13 protein-coding genes and 1 tRNA gene are annotated in these 16,439 nt (G+C 62.4%); 13 read left to right on the plus strand and 1 reads right to left on the minus strand.

Annotation, left to right across the window (positions count from 1 at the left end):
* Window positions 1-95 precede the first annotated feature (95 nt).
* From IEC33019_RS24750 to IEC33019_RS24760, 3 genes are all read left to right on the plus strand, one after another.
* Entirely contained in the window at window positions 96-3,839 is a 3,744-nt protein-coding gene (locus tag IEC33019_RS24750) for a bifunctional diguanylate cyclase/phosphodiesterase (protein WP_070090667.1), read from the plus strand.
* A 15-nt stretch (window positions 3,840-3,854) separates the two neighbouring features.
* Window positions 3,855-3,931 (plus strand) — tRNA-Ile (locus IEC33019_RS24755).
* 105 nt (window positions 3,932-4,036) lie between these two features.
* Entirely contained in the window at window positions 4,037-4,813 is a 777-nt protein-coding gene (locus IEC33019_RS24760; RefSeq protein WP_099593983.1) for a lipopolysaccharide biosynthesis protein, read from the plus strand.
* Window positions 4,814-4,831: 18 nt separating this feature from the next.
* Here the strand turns inward: IEC33019_RS24760 and IEC33019_RS24765 are convergent, their stop codons facing one another.
* Window positions 4,832-5,380, minus strand: a complete 549-nt coding sequence (locus IEC33019_RS24765) for a serine acetyltransferase (RefSeq protein ID WP_070090677.1) — start codon at window positions 5,378-5,380, stop codon at window positions 4,832-4,834.
* A gap of 157 nt (window positions 5,381-5,537) precedes the next feature.
* On the opposite strand from IEC33019_RS24765, the gene IEC33019_RS24770 reads away from it, so the two are divergent.
* The 10 genes from IEC33019_RS24770 (at window position 5,538) to IEC33019_RS24815 (ending at window position 16,377) form a co-directional block, all read left to right on the plus strand.
* Complete coding sequence (locus tag IEC33019_RS24770) at window positions 5,538-5,999, plus strand: Lrp/AsnC family transcriptional regulator (protein ID WP_070090678.1); 462 nt, start codon at window positions 5,538-5,540, stop codon at window positions 5,997-5,999.
* Between the two features lie 207 nt (window positions 6,000-6,206).
* Entirely contained in the window at window positions 6,207-7,889 is a 1,683-nt protein-coding gene (locus tag IEC33019_RS24775; RefSeq protein ID WP_070090679.1) for a flavin monoamine oxidase family protein, read from the plus strand.
* A 14-nt stretch (window positions 7,890-7,903) separates the two neighbouring features.
* Window positions 7,904-8,698: a carbon-nitrogen hydrolase family protein gene (locus IEC33019_RS24780; RefSeq protein WP_070090680.1), complete on the plus strand. Its 795-nt coding sequence runs from the start codon at window positions 7,904-7,906 to the stop codon at window positions 8,696-8,698.
* 84 nt (window positions 8,699-8,782) lie between these two features.
* The gene (gene pqqF / locus IEC33019_RS24785; RefSeq protein ID WP_070090681.1) at window positions 8,783-11,101 is read left to right on the plus strand and encodes a pyrroloquinoline quinone biosynthesis protein PqqF; all 2,319 of its coding nucleotides are present in this window, start codon (window positions 8,783-8,785) and stop codon (window positions 11,099-11,101) included.
* A 167-nt stretch (window positions 11,102-11,268) separates the two neighbouring features.
* Complete coding sequence (gene pqqA / locus IEC33019_RS24790; protein WP_003243383.1) at window positions 11,269-11,340, plus strand: pyrroloquinoline quinone precursor peptide PqqA; 72 nt, start codon at window positions 11,269-11,271, stop codon at window positions 11,338-11,340.
* Window positions 11,341-11,418: 78 nt separating this feature from the next.
* A complete protein-coding gene (pqqB, locus tag IEC33019_RS24795; protein WP_070090682.1) occupies window positions 11,419-12,330 on the plus strand; it encodes a pyrroloquinoline quinone biosynthesis protein PqqB in 912 nt (303 codons plus the stop codon).
* 89 nt (window positions 12,331-12,419) lie between these two features.
* Window positions 12,420-13,175: a pyrroloquinoline-quinone synthase PqqC gene (gene pqqC, locus IEC33019_RS24800; RefSeq protein ID WP_070090683.1), complete on the plus strand. Its 756-nt coding sequence runs from the start codon at window positions 12,420-12,422 to the stop codon at window positions 13,173-13,175.
* Window positions 13,172-13,447 carry a pyrroloquinoline quinone biosynthesis peptide chaperone PqqD gene (gene pqqD / locus IEC33019_RS24805; protein WP_070090684.1) on the plus strand — a complete coding sequence of 92 codons (276 nt, stop codon included), beginning with the start codon at window positions 13,172-13,174 and terminating at the stop codon, window positions 13,445-13,447. Before pqqC ends, pqqD begins: the two co-directional genes overlap by 4 nt.
* Window positions 13,419-14,579 carry a pyrroloquinoline quinone biosynthesis protein PqqE gene (pqqE, locus tag IEC33019_RS24810; RefSeq protein WP_070090685.1) on the plus strand — a complete coding sequence of 387 codons (1,161 nt, stop codon included), beginning with the start codon at window positions 13,419-13,421 and terminating at the stop codon, window positions 14,577-14,579. Before pqqD ends, pqqE begins: the two co-directional genes overlap by 29 nt.
* Window positions 14,545-16,377 (plus strand): alpha/beta hydrolase family protein, encoded by a 1,833-nt coding sequence (locus IEC33019_RS24815; protein ID WP_070090686.1) that lies wholly within the window; start codon window positions 14,545-14,547, stop codon window positions 16,375-16,377. Before pqqE ends, IEC33019_RS24815 begins: the two co-directional genes overlap by 35 nt.
* The last annotated feature ends 62 nt before the right edge of the window (window positions 16,378-16,439 follow it).

Genomic DNA, 16,439 nt, shown 5'->3' on the forward strand with positions numbered 1-16,439 from the left:
TTTTCAGGCAAGTGACAATCCTTGACACGATCGCCTCTCCCCTCACCCATTGCACGTCTACACTCGAAGTCAGACCACCTGAATGAGAGGCCGCTATGTCCTTTGTGCCGGCCCTTCTGTTGCTGATTCTGCTTGTGTGGCACACAACGGCCGGCGCCCTGACCCTGACCGATGAAGAAAAGTCCTGGCTCAGCGCTCACACAAATCTGCGCCTGGGCGTCGACGCCTCCTGGCCGCCCTTCGAGTTTCGCGACCAGGACGGCCGTTACCAGGGATTGGCCGCCGATTACATCAGCCTGATCCAGGAACGTCTGGGCATATCGCTCAAGCCGATCGAGCCCAGCAACTGGACCGAGGTACTCCAGCAGGCGAAGGAAAACCGGCTCGACGTGCTTCCAGGCATCATGTCGACCCCGGAACGTCAGAAATACCTCGCCTTCACCCGCCCCTACCTCGACTTCCCTATTGTCATCCTGGCCCACAAAGGGGGGCCGCAACCCCGTACCCTGGAAGACCTTTACGGGTTGAAAGTGGCCGTGGTGGAGAACTACGCACCCCATGAACTGCTGCGCACCCAACACCCGGACCTGAACCTGGTGGCGCTGCCCAACGTCAGCTCCTCCCTCCAGGCCCTGGCGACAGATGAAGTGGACGCAGTGGTCGGCGACCTCGCCTCGAGCATCTGGGCCTTGCGTCAACTCAAGCTCGATGGCTTGTACGTCAGCGGTGAGACGCCCTACCGCTATCAACTGGCCATGGCCGTCCAGAAGGACAACAAGATTCTGGTCGGCATTCTCGACAAGGTCATGGCCGACATGACCGCGGCAGAAATCAGCCGCATCCAGCAACGCTGGGTCGGCAACGTGGTCGATCAACGGTCGTTCTGGAACGACATGCTGCTCTACGGGCTGCCTGCGGTTCTGCTGCTGCTTGCCGGACTGGCGGTAGTCATCCGCATCAATCGCCGCCTGAGTTCGGAGATTTCCCGGCGCATCGCCCTCGAACAGGAGCTGCGCAGCAGCGAGTATCACTACCGCAGCCTGGTCGAAAGCCTGTCCGCCATCGCCTGGGAGGCTGATGCCAACGACTTCACCTACAGCTACGTCTCCCCCCATGCCGAAGACCTCCTCGGCTACCCGTTGAGCGATTGGCTGCGGCCGGGCTTCTGGCGCAGCATACTGCACCCTGAAGATGCGCTCTGGGCTCAGGCCTATTGCGACAGCGAAACCGCCGCCGGGCGTGACCACAGCCTCGACTACCGGGTAATCCGCGCCGACGGTCACGCCCTCTGGGTGCGCAATATCGTCAGCATGATCGAGCATGGCCACCGCCCCTTGCTGCGGGGCTTGATGATCGACATCAGCGAAACCAAACGCACTGAAGACGCCCTGCGCCTGTCGGAGCAGAAGTTTGCCTCGGTGTTCCAGCAATGCCCGGACATCCTGGTGATCGCCCGCCACAGCGACGGCTGTCTGCTGGAGGTCAACGAAGCCTTCGAGGAACAGATCGGCCTGAGTCCCGGACAGGTGATCGGTCGAACCACGACTGAACTGGACCTGTGGGCTGTGACCGGCGCAGGCCCAGCCCTGCTCGAACGCCTGCAGCAAGGCGGCATACGCAACCTGGAAATGAGCTTTCGCCGCAGCAACGGTCAGGTGTTCACGGGCCTGACTTCTGCCGAGACCTTCGACCTCGATGGCACCCGCGCCATGGTCGTGGCGGTACGCGACATCAGCCAACTGAAAGAAACCCAGCAGCAATTGCAGACCTCCGAGGAAAAATTCGCCAAGGCCTTCCATGCCTCACCCGACGGCTTGCTGTTGTCGCGCCAGAGCGACGGTTTGTTGCTCGAAGTGAACGAAGGGTTTTGTCGCCTGACCGGCTACGACATCAATCCAGCTCTGGACCAGACCTCCCTGGACCTGGGCATCTGGGTCGACCTCAACGAACGCAAGCGCCTGATCGAGCAACTGCAACGCGACGGTTTCGTGCGGGACTTCAGTTGTCATATCCGACGCAGTGACGGGCAGATCCGTCTGTGTGAGCTGTCTGCAAGACCGCTGCCAATAGAAAGCACCGACTGCATGCTGACCATCGCCCGGGACATCACTGAGCGCCACCTGATGCAGGAAAAACTCCAACTGGCCGCCACCGTGTTCGAGAACACCGCCGAAGGCGTGCTGATCACCGATCCCGACCAGCACATCAGCGCGGTCAACCGCGCCTTCAGCGAGATCACCGGCTACAGCGAGATCGAAGCCCTTGGGCAAACCCCGCGCCTGCTCGCCTCCGGCCAGCACGACAGCGCCTTCTATGCCGCCATGTGGCATCAGTTGACTGCCGAAGGGCATTGGCAAGGCGAGATCTACAACAAGCGCAAGAATGGCGAGTTCTATCCCGGCTGGCTGACCATCAGCGCGGTGCGCAATCGCGAGCACGAAATCACTCACTTCGTGGCCGTTTTCGCCGACATATCCAGCCTCAAGCTCGCCCAAGCCAAGCTCGACTACCAGGCTCATCACGACCCGCTCACGGGTCTGCCCAACCGTGCACTGTTCGAAAAACGCCTGCAGGCCGCCCTCACTTGCACACAGGTGGCCAACCGCCAAGGCGCGGTGTTGTTCCTTGATCTGGATCGTTTCAAGCACATCAACGACAGCCTCGGCCACCCGGTCGGCGATCTGCTGCTAAGAGGCATCGCCCAGCGCCTCAAAGAGCAGGTCCGTGACTTGGACACCGTGGCGCGGCTGGGCGGCGATGAATTCATCATCCTTCTGCCGGGCCTGCATCGTCCAAGCGATGCCAGCGCCATCGCCAATAAATTGCTGGCCTGCTTCCACGCCCCGTTCGAGGCCGGGGAACATGAGTTCTTCACAAGCGCCAGTATCGGCATCAGCCTTTATCCACAGGACGGCACCGATGTCGCCAATCTGATCCGCAACGCCGACGCGGCCATGTACCGCTCCAAGGCCAAGGGCCGCAACCGGGTCGAGGCCTATACCCGCGACCTGACCGCCCAGGCCAGCGAGCGCATCGCCCTGGAACATGAACTGCGCCGCGCCATCGAGCGCAACGAAATGAGCTTGTGCTTCCAACCCAAGTTCAGTCTCAAGACCCAGAACCTTGTCGGTGCCGAGGCCTTGATCCGCTGGCGTCATCCCACTCTTGGCGACGTCCCACCAGAGCAGTTCATCCACCTGGCTGAAGAGAACGGCACCATCTTACAGTTGGGCGATTGGGTACTGGAGCAGGCCTGCCGGCAGATGTACGCCTGGAAGAACACCTACGCGCCGTTCGGCCCCTTGTCGATCAACCTCGCCGGCGCTCAGCTGCGCCAGCCCAACCTGGCCAGACGCATCGAATACCTGCTCAAGACCTACCAGCTCAAGGCCGGGGATTTACAGCTGGAAATCACCGAGAACTTCATCATGAGCCAGGCCGAGGAAGCCTTGGCCATCCTTCACCAGCTAAAGGCACTGGGTGTGCAACTGGCCATCGACGACTTCGGCACCGGCTATTCGTCCTTGAGCTACCTGAAACGCCTGCCCTTGGACATTCTCAAGATTGACCAGTCATTCATTCGCGGCCTGCCCAACGATCCTCATGATGTCGCCATCACCCGCGCGATCATCGCCCTGGGGCGCAGTATGCAGCTGACCATCATTGCCGAAGGCGTGGAGAACCAGGCGCAGCAAAACTTCCTCGCCTGCGAAGGTTGCGAGCAGATCCAGGGCTACATCGTCAGCCTGCCTCTGCCGCCAGAGGAATTCGCCGCCACCTTCCTTCGCATAGCACTATCAGATCTTTCAGATGGCACCCACCTCAAACCCTCGTTATAATCCCGCCCACCTCTGGGGCCTATAGCTCAGTTGGTTAGAGCAGAGGACTCATAATCCTTTGGTCCACGGTTCGAGTCCGTGTGGGCCCACCAGATACGACAAAGCCGCGCATTGCGCGGCTTTTTGCTGTCTGGGCGATTGGCTGGATTTCCCAAGATTATGTAACATCGACCTGCCTACCAGATGGAACTACGCGCATGCTTGCAGTCACCCCCAGCCCAACGTCTTCCCTTCGGGAATTTGGGGCCTGCCGAAATATCGCAGAAGGGGCAGTCATAATCCTGGCATCAGGGGCATCGGCGAAAAACTTCCCGATCACCGAATTCGCCCATATCCCAGTCATCGCAATGAATGGCTCGATCACGCTATTGAGTGAGGCCGGTATACACCCGTTCTTCTATGTATGCTCCGATAAGGGATTCGCGCGCCAGCAACCGGAACTCTTCGCCTTGGCGATGGAGAAGAGCCAACGGGTAGCGATTTGGCAAGACCAGTACGAACGTCTCCAACGGCAGCCGACGGGCGAAGTATATTTCCTGAAAAAGGCCAGGAATCTCACGTTCCTTCAGCGCATGGTAGACAATGATCCGGTACTGATCCGTAATCGCAACAGCCTCAACAAGCGCGTGCGCTCCCTCGGTTTCAGCAAGGATCTCGAACACGGCTATTTCGATGCCCGAACAGTCGCATACCTTGCGCTACAGATCGCGTATCACCTGGGCTTCTCGCGCGTGTTTCTGCTGGGAGTAGACTTGCATCAAGCCGTGGCCCGCTTTTATGAAAATGACGACTCGCGTAAATCGCCATGCGGCTTGGACCAGTATTTCGAAGGCCGGATCCTGCCCTCTTTTGAGCTGGCCGCCCGCCAAGTGGTCAACGAGCAGTTTCAGGTCTACAACCTTTCGGCCAACTCCAGAATCCCGCACGACGTCATCCCGAAGATCAGTATCGAGGCATTCAGGTCAATGGTCTGACGTCTCGAAACGGCCCGCTCATCTCTCGATCAGAACACCACTTCGCTGCGTGTAGTAAGTGCAATTGGCGGGCACACTTTTATTGACCAACGACATCGCGCCGATGGTCACGTTGTCGCCAATGGAAAGCGTGTCGCCAATGATGCAACTGTTGGCACCGATGCTCACATTGTCACCAATTTCCAACTGATAGCGCTCAAGGCCAAGCGTTTTGATGCCAATGGTACTGTTCTGCCGAATGAACAGGTTCCGGCCGATACGGGCATAGCCGCTGATGACGACTCCCGGCAAATGGGCAATACGCATGCCGGGGCCGATGGTAGCGTCCAGACTTATGTCGACTGCATACTTGAGGTTCAAACGCTGATTGAGCCGCCGGGCATAGGCGGCGCGAAGCCCTTTCTTCTGGTGCAGGTATTGAGCGAAGCGAAACCATAACAAGTAGCGCAACTTATTATTTCTACGCGCACGCCTGAGAATATTGAAAAACAAACTGACACGGCGTCCTGGCTTTTTCTTGTTGGACACTTCCGCACGCCAGCACTCCAGCAACTCTTCAAAACTCACGTTCAGCCCCGCTCGACCATTTCAATATCCACCCCTAACCGCCGACTGCTGGTCAGCATAGCGGCTGCGCTCTTATGATAACAGGCGGCCCAGGCAGGCATCTTCCTCCTGCACAGCATTCCCACCACGCTGGACCGTCTATTCAAAGAGATCCGCCATGCCCGACGCCCGCTCCATCACCCTCGACGAAATCGACCGCCAGCTGATCTCCCTGCTGCAGATCAATGCCCGGGAAAGCGTCGCTACCCTCGCCCGGCACTTGGGCATTGCCCGTACCACCGTCAACTCCCGCCTGGAGCGGCTGGAGAAGAGCAAGATCATCACCGGCTACGGTGTTCGTCTGGGACAACGGATGCTCGGAGGTGGTCTGCAAGCCTATGTGGGCATCAAGGCACAGCCGCGCTCAGGCAAGGACATCGTGCGGCGCCTGAGCGCCATGGGGCAAGTGCAGCAGTTGTGCGCGGTCAGTGGCGAATTCGATTATGTGGCATGGCTGAGCAGCGACTCGCCGGAGCAACTCGACCAGTTGCTCGATCAAATCGGCAGCCTGGAAGGCGTCGAGAAAACCACCACCTCCATCATTCTCAGCAACAAGGTCGACCGGGGCCAACCGGGCTGATCATTCAGCCTCGAAACGAAAGCGTGTTGCCGCCGGCGAAAGACTTTCGTCACTCTGTATGTTACAGCACTCATTAAGACGATGATTTTCACATAACGACGCCACTCTGCATCTTAATTACGAACGTCCCGCTTCATAAAATGGCCTCCAGACATTTTCTATACTCAGGCTCCGCCTTCTGCGTAGCCTCCCTGGCAAGGTCATCACATGAACAAGAAAAACCGCCACCCCGTCGACGGCAAGAAACCTGTCACCATCTTCGGCCCAGACTTCCCCTTTGGCTTTGACGACTGGCTGGAACACCCGGCCGGCCTGGGCAGCATCCCAGCCGAGCGTCATGGCGAAGAAGTGGCGATCGTCGGTGGCGGGATTGCAGGTCTGGTGGCGGCCTACGAGTTGATGAAGCTGGGCTTGAAGCCCGTGGTGTACGAAGCCTCGAAGCTGGGCGGTCGCCTGCGTTCGCAGACCTTCAACGGCACCGACGGTATCGTCGCCGAACTCGGTGGCATGCGCTTCCCGGTGTCTTCCACGGCGTTCTATCACTACGTCGACAAGCTGGGACTGGAAACCAAGCCCTTCCCGAACCCACTGACTCCCGCCTCCGGCAGCACGGTCATCGACCTGGAAGGCCAGACCTACTACGCCGAAAAGATCTCGGACCTGCCGGCCCTGTTCCAGGAAGTGGCCGATGCCTGGGCCGACGCACTGGAGAGCGGCGCCCAGTTCAGCGAGATCCAGCAAGCCATTCGTGACCGCGATGTTCCGCGTCTGAAAGAGCTGTGGAACACCCTGGTTCCCCTGTGGGACGACCGCACCTTCTACGATTTCGTCGCCACTTCGCGCTCCTTCGCCAAGCTCAGCTTCCAGCACCGCGAGGTCTTTGGCCAAGTCGGTTTCGGCACCGGTGGCTGGGACTCGGACTTCCCCAACTCGATGCTGGAAATCTTCCGCGTGGTGATGACCAACTGTGACGACCACCAGCACCTGGTGGTCGGCGGTGTCGAGCAAGTGCCGCAGGGCATCTGGCGTCACGTGCCCGAGCGCTGCGCCCACTGGCCAGCCGGCACCAGCCTGAGCTCGCTGCATGGCGGCGCGCCACGCGGAGGGGTCACACGCATCCATCGCGCGGCCGATGGCAGCTTGGCAGTCACCGACACCTGGGGCGATACCCGCAACTACGCCGCGGTGCTCGCCACCTGCCAGACCTGGCTGCTGACCACCCAGATCGACTGCGAGGAGTCGCTGTTCTCGCAAAAGATGTGGATGGCCCTGGACCGTACCCGCTACATGCAATCGTCGAAGACCTTCGTCATGGTCGACCGGCCGTTCTGGAAGGACAAAGACCCGGAAACCGGCCGCGACCTGATGAGCATGACGCTCACCGACCGCCTGACCCGTGGCACCTACTTGTTCGACAACGGCGACGACAAGCCGGGCGTCATCTGCCTGTCCTACGCGTGGATGAGCGACGCCTTGAAGATGCTGCCGCACCCGACCGAAAAACGTGTGCAGCTGGCCCTCGACGCCCTGAAGAAAATCTACCCAAAAACCGATATTGCCGGACACATCATCGGCGATCCGATCACTATCTCCTGGGAAGCGGACCCTTACTTCCTCGGCGCCTTCAAGGGCGCCTTGCCTGGGCACTACCGCTACAACCAGCGTATGTACGCACACTTCATGCAGCAGGACATGCCTACCGAGCAGCGCGGCATCTTCATTGCCGGCGACGACGTGTCCTGGACCCCAGCCTGGGTGGAAGGCGCCGTGCAGACATCGCTGAACGCGGTGTGGGGTATCATGAACCACTTCGGTGGCAAGACCCATCCTGAAAACCCGGGGCCAGGCGATGTCTTCCATGACCTCGGCCCGATCGCCCTGCCGGACTGACACGAGGAGACACCATGCGCATCGCCCTGTACCAAGGCGCGCCAAGGCCACTGGACGTACCCGGCAACCTCGAGCGCCTGCAGCAGCAGGCGCAACTGGCCGCCGCCAGCGGTGCGCAGTTGCTGGTGTGCCCGGAGATGTTCCTGACTGGCTACAACATCGGCCTGGGCGCTGTACAGCGCCTGGCCGAGCCGAACGACGGCCCGTCAGCCATGAGCGTGGTCGACATCGCCCAGTCCCATCGCATCGCCATTGCCTATGGCTACCCAGAGCGAGGCGAGGATGGCGCGCTCTACAACAGCGTGCAGTTGATCGACAGCCACGGCCGCAGCCTGTGCAACTACCGCAAGACGCACCTGTTCGGCGAACTGGATCGCTCGATGTTCAGCCCGGGCCCTGATCACTTCCCGGTGGTCGAACTGGATGGCTGGAAGCTCGGCATGCTGATCTGCTACGACATCGAGTTCCCGGAGAACGCCCGGCGCCTGGCGCTGGACGGCGCCGAATTGATCCTGGTACCCACGGCCAACATGACGCCCTACGACTTCACCTGTCAGGTCACGGTGCGCTCACGGGCCCAGGAGAATCAGTGCTACCTCGTCTACGCCAATTATTGCGGGGCCGAGGATGAGATCCAGTACTGCGGCCAGAGCAGCATCATCGCCCCAGACGGGCGCTTTATGGCGATGGCCGGGCGAGAGGAGTGCCAGCTGGTGGCGGACCTTGACCACGCGCAGTTGGTGCAAGGGCGCAAGGCATTTCCCTACCTGACCGACTTGCGCTGCGAGCTCCATCTACGTAACGCCTGAAACGCGTTGGGGCCGCGTCGCGGCCCTATCGCGGGACAACCGATCAGGGGCGGTCAGGTCTCGCAAATGCGTTAGGATTACCCCATGCCTGACGCCACTCGCCACCTCACGCTCCCCAATGGCCTGCAGCTTACCCTGCGCCATGCCCCGCATCTCAAACGCGCTGCCGCGGCCATCCGGGTGCATGCCGGCAGCCATGACGCTCCGGCGAAATGGCCGGGACTTGCGCACTTTCTCGAACACCTGTTCTTCCTCGGCACCGAACGTTTTCCCCTGGCAGACGGCCTGATGCGCTACGTGCAAGGCCTGGGTGGCCAGGTCAACGCCAGCACCCGTGAACGCACCACCGATTTCTTCTTCGAAGTCCCACCCCACGCATTGGCCGGAGGTCTGGAGCGTCTGTGCCAGATGCTGGCCGAGCCGGATCTGAGCATCGAACGCCAACGCCGTGAGCGGGAAGTGATTCACGCAGAGTTCATCGCCTGGTCGCGCAACCTGCAAGCCCAACGGCAGTTCGCTCTGCTGCAGCGCGTGCCCCCGGGGCATCCGCTGCGCGGTTTCCACGCCGGCAATCGATACACCCTGGCCATCCAGGCACCCGCATTCCAGTTGGCGCTGCGCCAGTTCCATCAGCGCTTCTACCAGGGCGGACAAATGGCACTCAGCCTGTGCGGGCCACAGTCGCTGGACGATCTTCAATCCTTGGGCATGCGCTTTGGCCAGTTGCTCGCCACTGGCGAAGCTGTCTCGCAGGCTGTGCCACCGGCGCTTTTACAGCGTGCACAGCCAGCGCCTGTGCGGATCGATGATCGCCTGGACCTGCTATTCGCCCACGAGCACCTGCCCCAAGGCGCCGAACCGGCCCTGGAATTGCTGCTCGCCTGCCTGAGCGACAACCGACCCGGCGGCTGGCTGGCCTATCTGCGCCAGCGCGGCTGGCTGCGCAGCTTCAAGGCCGAGCCCCTTTACGCCCATGCCGGGCAGTTGCTTTGGGCTGCCCAACTGCAAGTCAGCGAAGACGCCTCGCCAACCGAGATCCTGACCGCACTCTATGGCTGGCTGGGTTTTCTGCGCCAAGCCGATCACAGGGCCTTGAACCGCGAGCATGCCCACTTGCAGCAACGTCGCGCACAGGCCGCCAGTGCCTTGGAACTGGCGCGCCGGGATAGCACGGGCCAGCCTTTGCGCCAGCTCGATGAGACAGGACTAGAAGCCCTGCGGGCGCTGCTGAACAGCCTGCCGGTCCACAACCAAGGCCATTGGCAACTGCCGCCTGCCGAGCCGCTTTTGCTGCCAACACTTCCCCAACATGCGCAGACACCACTGCCTGTGAATCTGACGATCAGCTACAGCCTGCCAACTGCACGCCGATTCGCTGCCCTCTATCTGCGCTGGCAGGTCGCCTCCCCCTTGGGCCAACGCTTCCAAGCAGTGCTTGAGCACTCGATGCGCCCCTTGGTCGAGCGCGCCGAGCGGGCGTCGGTCCAGTTGGATTTCAGTACTGTCGGCACAAGCTGGCAATTGCGTTGCACAGGCGCACCAGAAGCCGTGATACGCCTGCTCTACGAAGCGCTCGCGCAGCTACGCCAACCCGCCATGGACGATTGGCAGTCCGCGCCAGCGCCCAAGCCTGCGCTGATACCGATCCGCGCCCTGCTCCAGGCACTGCCCGAGGCGATCCGCCGTGACAAACCTCAACCCTCCGATCACCGTACGCTGGACCAAGCCTTGCTTGACTCGACATGGCAAACAGCGCGCTGGCAGGGCTTGGCGGTGGGTTTTACCGATGCCGGACAATCAGCCCTGGCTGACGCGCTGCAAGGCATGATGGGCAGGCCTGCCCCGCGCCACAGGCCGCCATCGCCCGAAGGTCGCCGTTGGCATGCGCTCCAGCCCTCAGGCAGCGAACAGGCACTGTTGCTGTTCTGTCCATTGCCCGCCCAGCAGCAAGCCGCCGGACGCCTGCTTGCCCATCTGTTGCAAGGCCCGTTTTACCAGCGGCTGCGTGTCGAATTGCAATTGGGCTATGCCGTGTTCAGTGCCTTTCGTCAGGTCGAGGGGCTCGGTGGCCTGCTCTTCGGCGTGCAATCGCCCCACGCCAGCCATGCACAGATCCTCAGCCATCTCTTGCACCTGCTGGCGCAGGACCTGCTGCTCGATCCACACGCCCGCGAGGCGCTCGCCGCTCAACTCGATGAACGCGCCATGAACAATGCCGAGGTCGCAGAGTGGGCATGGCAGACGTACCTGGCGATGGAAAGCGATGATCTTGCCGCGCTGAGACGGTCTATCCTGATGACAGAGCAAACGCATCTGGATCAGCTCAGGCATCACCTGCTGACAGCCGAGCATGGCTGGCTGTGCCTGGCCAATGCCCCGGCGCCGGATGCCCATTGGCACTGAACACATTCGGATTGTTACGCAGAGTGCAATGGCACTTTTCGAATAATTAACCTTTCAGTACAAATTTTTCTTGTAAGATAGCGCAATCTCAGCCAATGGAACCTCCTTTCCCAGGCGGCGCCAAACAAGTAGCTGACCCCCAAACCTCATCCAGAAGGAGAACGTCCATGTGGACCAAACCTGCTTACACTGACCTGCGTATCGGCTTCGAAGTGACCATGTACTTCGCCAACCGCTAAGCATCGCTGCAATTCGACGCCTCGGCCCGCCGGGGCGTTCGCGTTTTTTGGCAACGGTTTTTCGGATAGAGAGCAGCCATGTACATCCAGATTCTAGGCTCGGCCGCCGGCGGCGGGTTTCCCCAGTGGAACTGCAACTGCGCCAACTGCAAGGGCTACCGCGACGGCACCTTGCGCGCCACGGCGCGTACCCAGTCATCCATCGCGCTGTCGGACGATGGCGAGCACTGGATTCTGTGCAATGCCTCGCCGGACATCCGCGCCCAGCTCCAGGCCTTCGCGCCGATGCAGCCGGCCCGCGCATTGCGCGATACCGGCATCGACGCCATCGTCCTGCTCGACAGCCAGATCGACCACACCACCGGCCTGCTCAGCCTGCGCGAAGGCTGCCCGCACCCGGTCTGGTGCACCGAGATGGTCCACCAGGACCTGACCACTGGTTTTCCGCTGTTCAATATGCTCAGCCACTGGAATGGCGGCTTGGAGTGGAACCGTATCGAGCTTGAGGGCAGTTTCGTCATCCCGGCCTGCCCGAACCTCAGGTTTACCCCCTTCCCTTTGCGCAGCGCTGCACCGCCCTACTCACCGCACCGCTTCGACCCGCATCCAGGCGACAACCTCGGCCTGCTGGTCGAGGACCTGCGTACCGGCGGCAAGCTGTTCTATGCCCCGGGCCTTGGCCAGGTCGACGCCCCGTTGCTGAAGATGATGCACGGCGCCGACTGCCTGCTGGTCGACGGCACCCTGTGGGAGGATGATGAAATGCAGCGCCGCGGTGTCGGCACCCGCACCGGCCGCGAGATGGGCCACCTGGCGCAGAACGGCCCCGGTGGCATGCTCGAGGTGCTGGATGGCTTCTCGCGTCAGCGCAAGGTGCTCATCCACATCAACAACACCAACCCGATTCTCGATGAAGACTCACCCGAACGGGCCGAGGTCCAGCGCCGTGGCGTGGAAGTCGCCTTCGACGGCATGAGCATCGAGCTATAACGGGGCTGCGCGGCCCTCTGTAGGAGCAGGTTTACCCGTTCCTACAGGGGGCGAAGTCAGCCGCCAGTGCGTTCTATGGGAGTCAATTGATGAACGATGCACCCCCCATGTCCCCTGCCGAGTTCGAGCAGGCCCTGCGCGCCAAGGGCGCCTACTACCACATCCACCACCCCTACCACGTGGCGATGTACGAAGGCCGTGCCACCCGCGAGCAGATCCAGGGCTGGGTGGCCAACCGCTTCTACTACCAGGTCAACATCCCGATGAAGGATGCGGCGATCCTGGCCAACTGCCCGGACCGCGAAGTGCGCCGCGAGTGGATCCAGCGCCTGCTCGACCATGATGGCGCCCCGGGCGAGGACGGCGGGATCGAAGCGTGGCTGCGCCTGGGCCAAGCCGTGGGCCTGGACCCGGACCAATTGCGTTCACAGGAACTGGTACTGCCCGGCGTACGCTTTGCCGTGGATGCCTACGTCAACTTCGCCCGCCGCGCCAGTTGGCAGGAGGCCGCCAGCAGCTCGCTGACCGAGCTGTTCGCCCCGCAGATCCACCAGTCGCGCCTGGACAGCTGGCCCACGCACTACCCTTGGATCGACCCGGCCGGCTACGAGTACTTCCGCACCCGCCTGGGCCAGGCCCGGCGCGACGTGGAGCACGGCCTGTCGATCACCCTGCAGCACTACACGACCCGCGAAGGGCAGGAGCGCATGCTGGAGATCCTGCAATTCAAGCTGGATATCCTCTGGAGCATGCTCGATGCCATGAGCATGGCCTATGAACTGAACCGCCCGCCCTACCACACCGTCACAAGTGAGCGGGTCTGGCACAAGGGGATCGCCCTATGAGTTTCGACCGCACGCAAGTCCCCGCCTGGCGTCCGGGCTATCGTTTCCAGTACGAGCCTGCGCAGAAAGGCCATGTCCTGCTGTACCCCGAGGGCATGATCAAGCTCAATGAAAGCGCCGGCCTGATCGGTGCGCTGATCGACGGTGAGCGCGATGTGGCGGCGATCATCGCCGAGCTTGAGCGGCAGTTCCCCGGTGTCCCGGAAGTGGCCGACGACATCGAGCAGTTCATGGAGGTGGCCCGTGCCGAACACTGGATCGTCCTCGCCTGAGGTACCGGCCAAACCCGAAGTCGGCCTGCCGCTGTGGCTGCTCGCCGAGCTGACCTACCGCTGCCCACTGCAATGCCCGTACTGCTCCAACCCGCTGGACTTCGCCGCACAGGGCCAGGAGCTCACCACCGAGCAGTGGTTCCGGGTGATGGCCGAGGCCCGCGAACTGGGTGCGGCCCAATTGGGCTTCTCCGGTGGCGAGCCGCTGGTGCGCCAGGATCTGGCCGAGCTGATCGGCGAGGCCCGGCGCCTGGGCTACTACACCAACCTGATCACCTCCGGCATCGGACTGACCGAACAGAAGATCGCAGACTTCCGCCAGGCCGGCCTGGACCATATCCAGATCAGCTTCCAGGCCAGCGACGAGCAGGTGAACAACCTGCTGGCCGGCTCGAAGAAAGCCTTCGCCCAGAAACTCGAGATGGCCCGGGCGGTGAAAGCCCATGGCTACCCGATGGTGCTCAACTTCGTCACCCACCGGCACAACATCGACAAGATCGAGCGCATCATCGAGCTGTGCATCGCCCTGGAGGCGGACTTCGTCGAACTCGCCACCTGCCAGTTCTACGGCTGGGCGCACTTGAACCGCCTGGGCCTACTGCCAACCCGTGAACAATTGGAGCGGGCCGAGCGCATCACCAATATGTACCGCGACAAGCTCAAGGCCGCCGGCAATCCGTGCAAACTGATCTTCGTCACCCCGGACTACTACGAGGAGCGTCCCAAGGCCTGCATGAACGGCTGGGGCAGCCTGTTCCTGACCATCACGCCCGACGGCACCGCGTTGCCGTGCCATGGCGCGCGTCAGCTGCCGGTGCGCTTCCCCAACGTGCGCGACCACGACCTGCGGCACATCTGGTACGACTCCTTCGGCTTCAACCGCTTCCGTGGCTACGATTGGATGCCAGAGCCCTGCCGCTCGTGCGGCGAAAAGGAAAAGGACTTCGGCGGCTGCCGTTGCCAGGCCTTCATGCTCACAGGCGATGCCAGCAACGCCGACCCGGTGTGCGCCAAATCCCCCGAACACGGCATCATTCTCAAGGCCCGTGAAGAAGCGCAAACCGCCCAGTTGACCATCGAAGAGATGACCTTCCGCAATGAGCGCAATTCCCGAATCATCACCCGCGGCTGACTTCAGCGCGGCCCAGGCGGTCGCTGCCAGCACCGATTTCGCCGAACTGAAGGTCGGTGCCAGCGGCGTGTTCTGGAACGAGTTCCGCCCCGCCGATGGCGCCTGCCGTCTCTGGCACTGGCGCAATGAGCAGGCCCACTGCCTGACGCCAGACGGTTTCAGCGCGCGCAGCCGCGTCTATGAATACGGCGGCGGCAGTTTCTGCCTCGGCGGCGACGGCGTGGTCTTCGTCAATGAGGCGGACCAGCAGCTCTATACCCAGGCCCTCGATGGCGCCCCACCGCGCCCGTTGACCCAAGACCGGCAGTGCCGCTACGGCGATGTGCTATGGCATGAGGGGTGGGTGCTGGCGGTCGAGGAGCAGCATGGCAGGTCGGTCGAACACCGGCTCGTGGCCATCGGGCCAGAGGGCCGCGAGGTGTTGGCCGAAGGGGCGGACTTCTATGCCTCGCCCACCCTCAGCGAAGACGGACAGCGCCTGGCCTGGATCGAGTGGGACCGCCCCGCGCAGCCCTGGACCCGCACCCGCCTGATGTGCCGGGCGCGCGGCAGTGATGGCCACTGGGGGGCGGCGCTCTGCCTGGCAGGCGACGGCGAGCAGGCCGTGTCGCTTCAGCAACCACGTTTCGATGCCCGGGGCCTGCTTCATTGCCTCTCTGACTTCAACGGCTTCTGGCAGCCCTGGGGTGAACTCGATGGCCGTTGGCAAGCCTTGCCCGCCGCAGCCGCTGATCATGCCGCCGCACCTTGGCAACTGGGTGCCAGCACTTGGCTACCAACGGGCCCGCAGGCGTACCTGGCCAGTTGGTTCGAAGATGGGTTCGGGCTCTTGGGGCTGTACGACGAAGACGGTCAGGTCCAGCGTTTGGGGCACGAATACACGCGCTTTCGCAGCCTCGCCCTGGATGCCGGGCATGTCTACGCCATCGCCGCCTCGCCCCTGAACCCACCGGCTGTCGTTGCCTTCGACCGGCACACCGGCCAGAGCAGGGTGCTGGCGGGCGGTGGGCTTGCGCTGCCTGCCGAGCGGATCAGTCGCCCGCGTCCGCTCCACTACCCCAGTGGCGAGGGCCAGGCCCACGGGTTCTTCTACCCCGCAATCGGCGCCAAAGACCCTTCACCGCTGGTGGTGTTCATCCATGGTGGACCGACCTCGGCCTGCTACCCGGTGTTCGATGCACGTATCCAGTACTGGGCCCAGCGCGGCTTCGCCGTGGCCGACCTCAACTACCGCGGCAGCACCGGCTATGGCCGCGCCTATCGCCAGGCGCTGCACCACAACTGGGGCGAACTCGATGTGCAGGATGCCTGCGCCGCCGTCGAGCATCTGGCCACGCTCGGCCTGATCGACCCGCGCCAGGCTTTCATCCGCGGCGGCAGTGCCGGGGGCTACACCACACTCTGCGCCCTGGCCTTTCATGACGTGTTCCGAGCAGGCGCGAGCCTCTACGGGGTCAGCGACCCGGTCGCCCTCGACCAGGCCACCCACAAGTTCGAAGGCGACTACCTGGGATGGCTGATCGGTGATCCGCAACGCGACCACGAACGCTACCGCCAGCGCACGCCATTGCTGCATGCTGAGCGGATCAAGGTGCCGGTGATCTTCTTCCAGGGCGAGCTGGACGCCGTGGTGGTACCCGAGCAGACCCGCGCCATGCTGGCCGCCCTCAAGGCCAACGGCATCGCAGCCGAGGGGCACTTCTATGCCGGTGAGCGGCATGGGCTGCGCAAGGCGCAGAACCTGGCGCACGCCCTGGAAGCAGAATGGAAATTCTATTGCCGGGTACTGGGGCGATAGACATCGGAGGTCTTTACGAGTGAGGCCGCGTCCACAGGACTGGCGATACCCCCTGTCGGTAC

This window comes from Pseudomonas putida, assembly GCF_002741075.1.
Classification (GTDB): Bacteria; Pseudomonadota; Gammaproteobacteria; order Pseudomonadales; family Pseudomonadaceae; genus Aquipseudomonas; species Aquipseudomonas putida_T.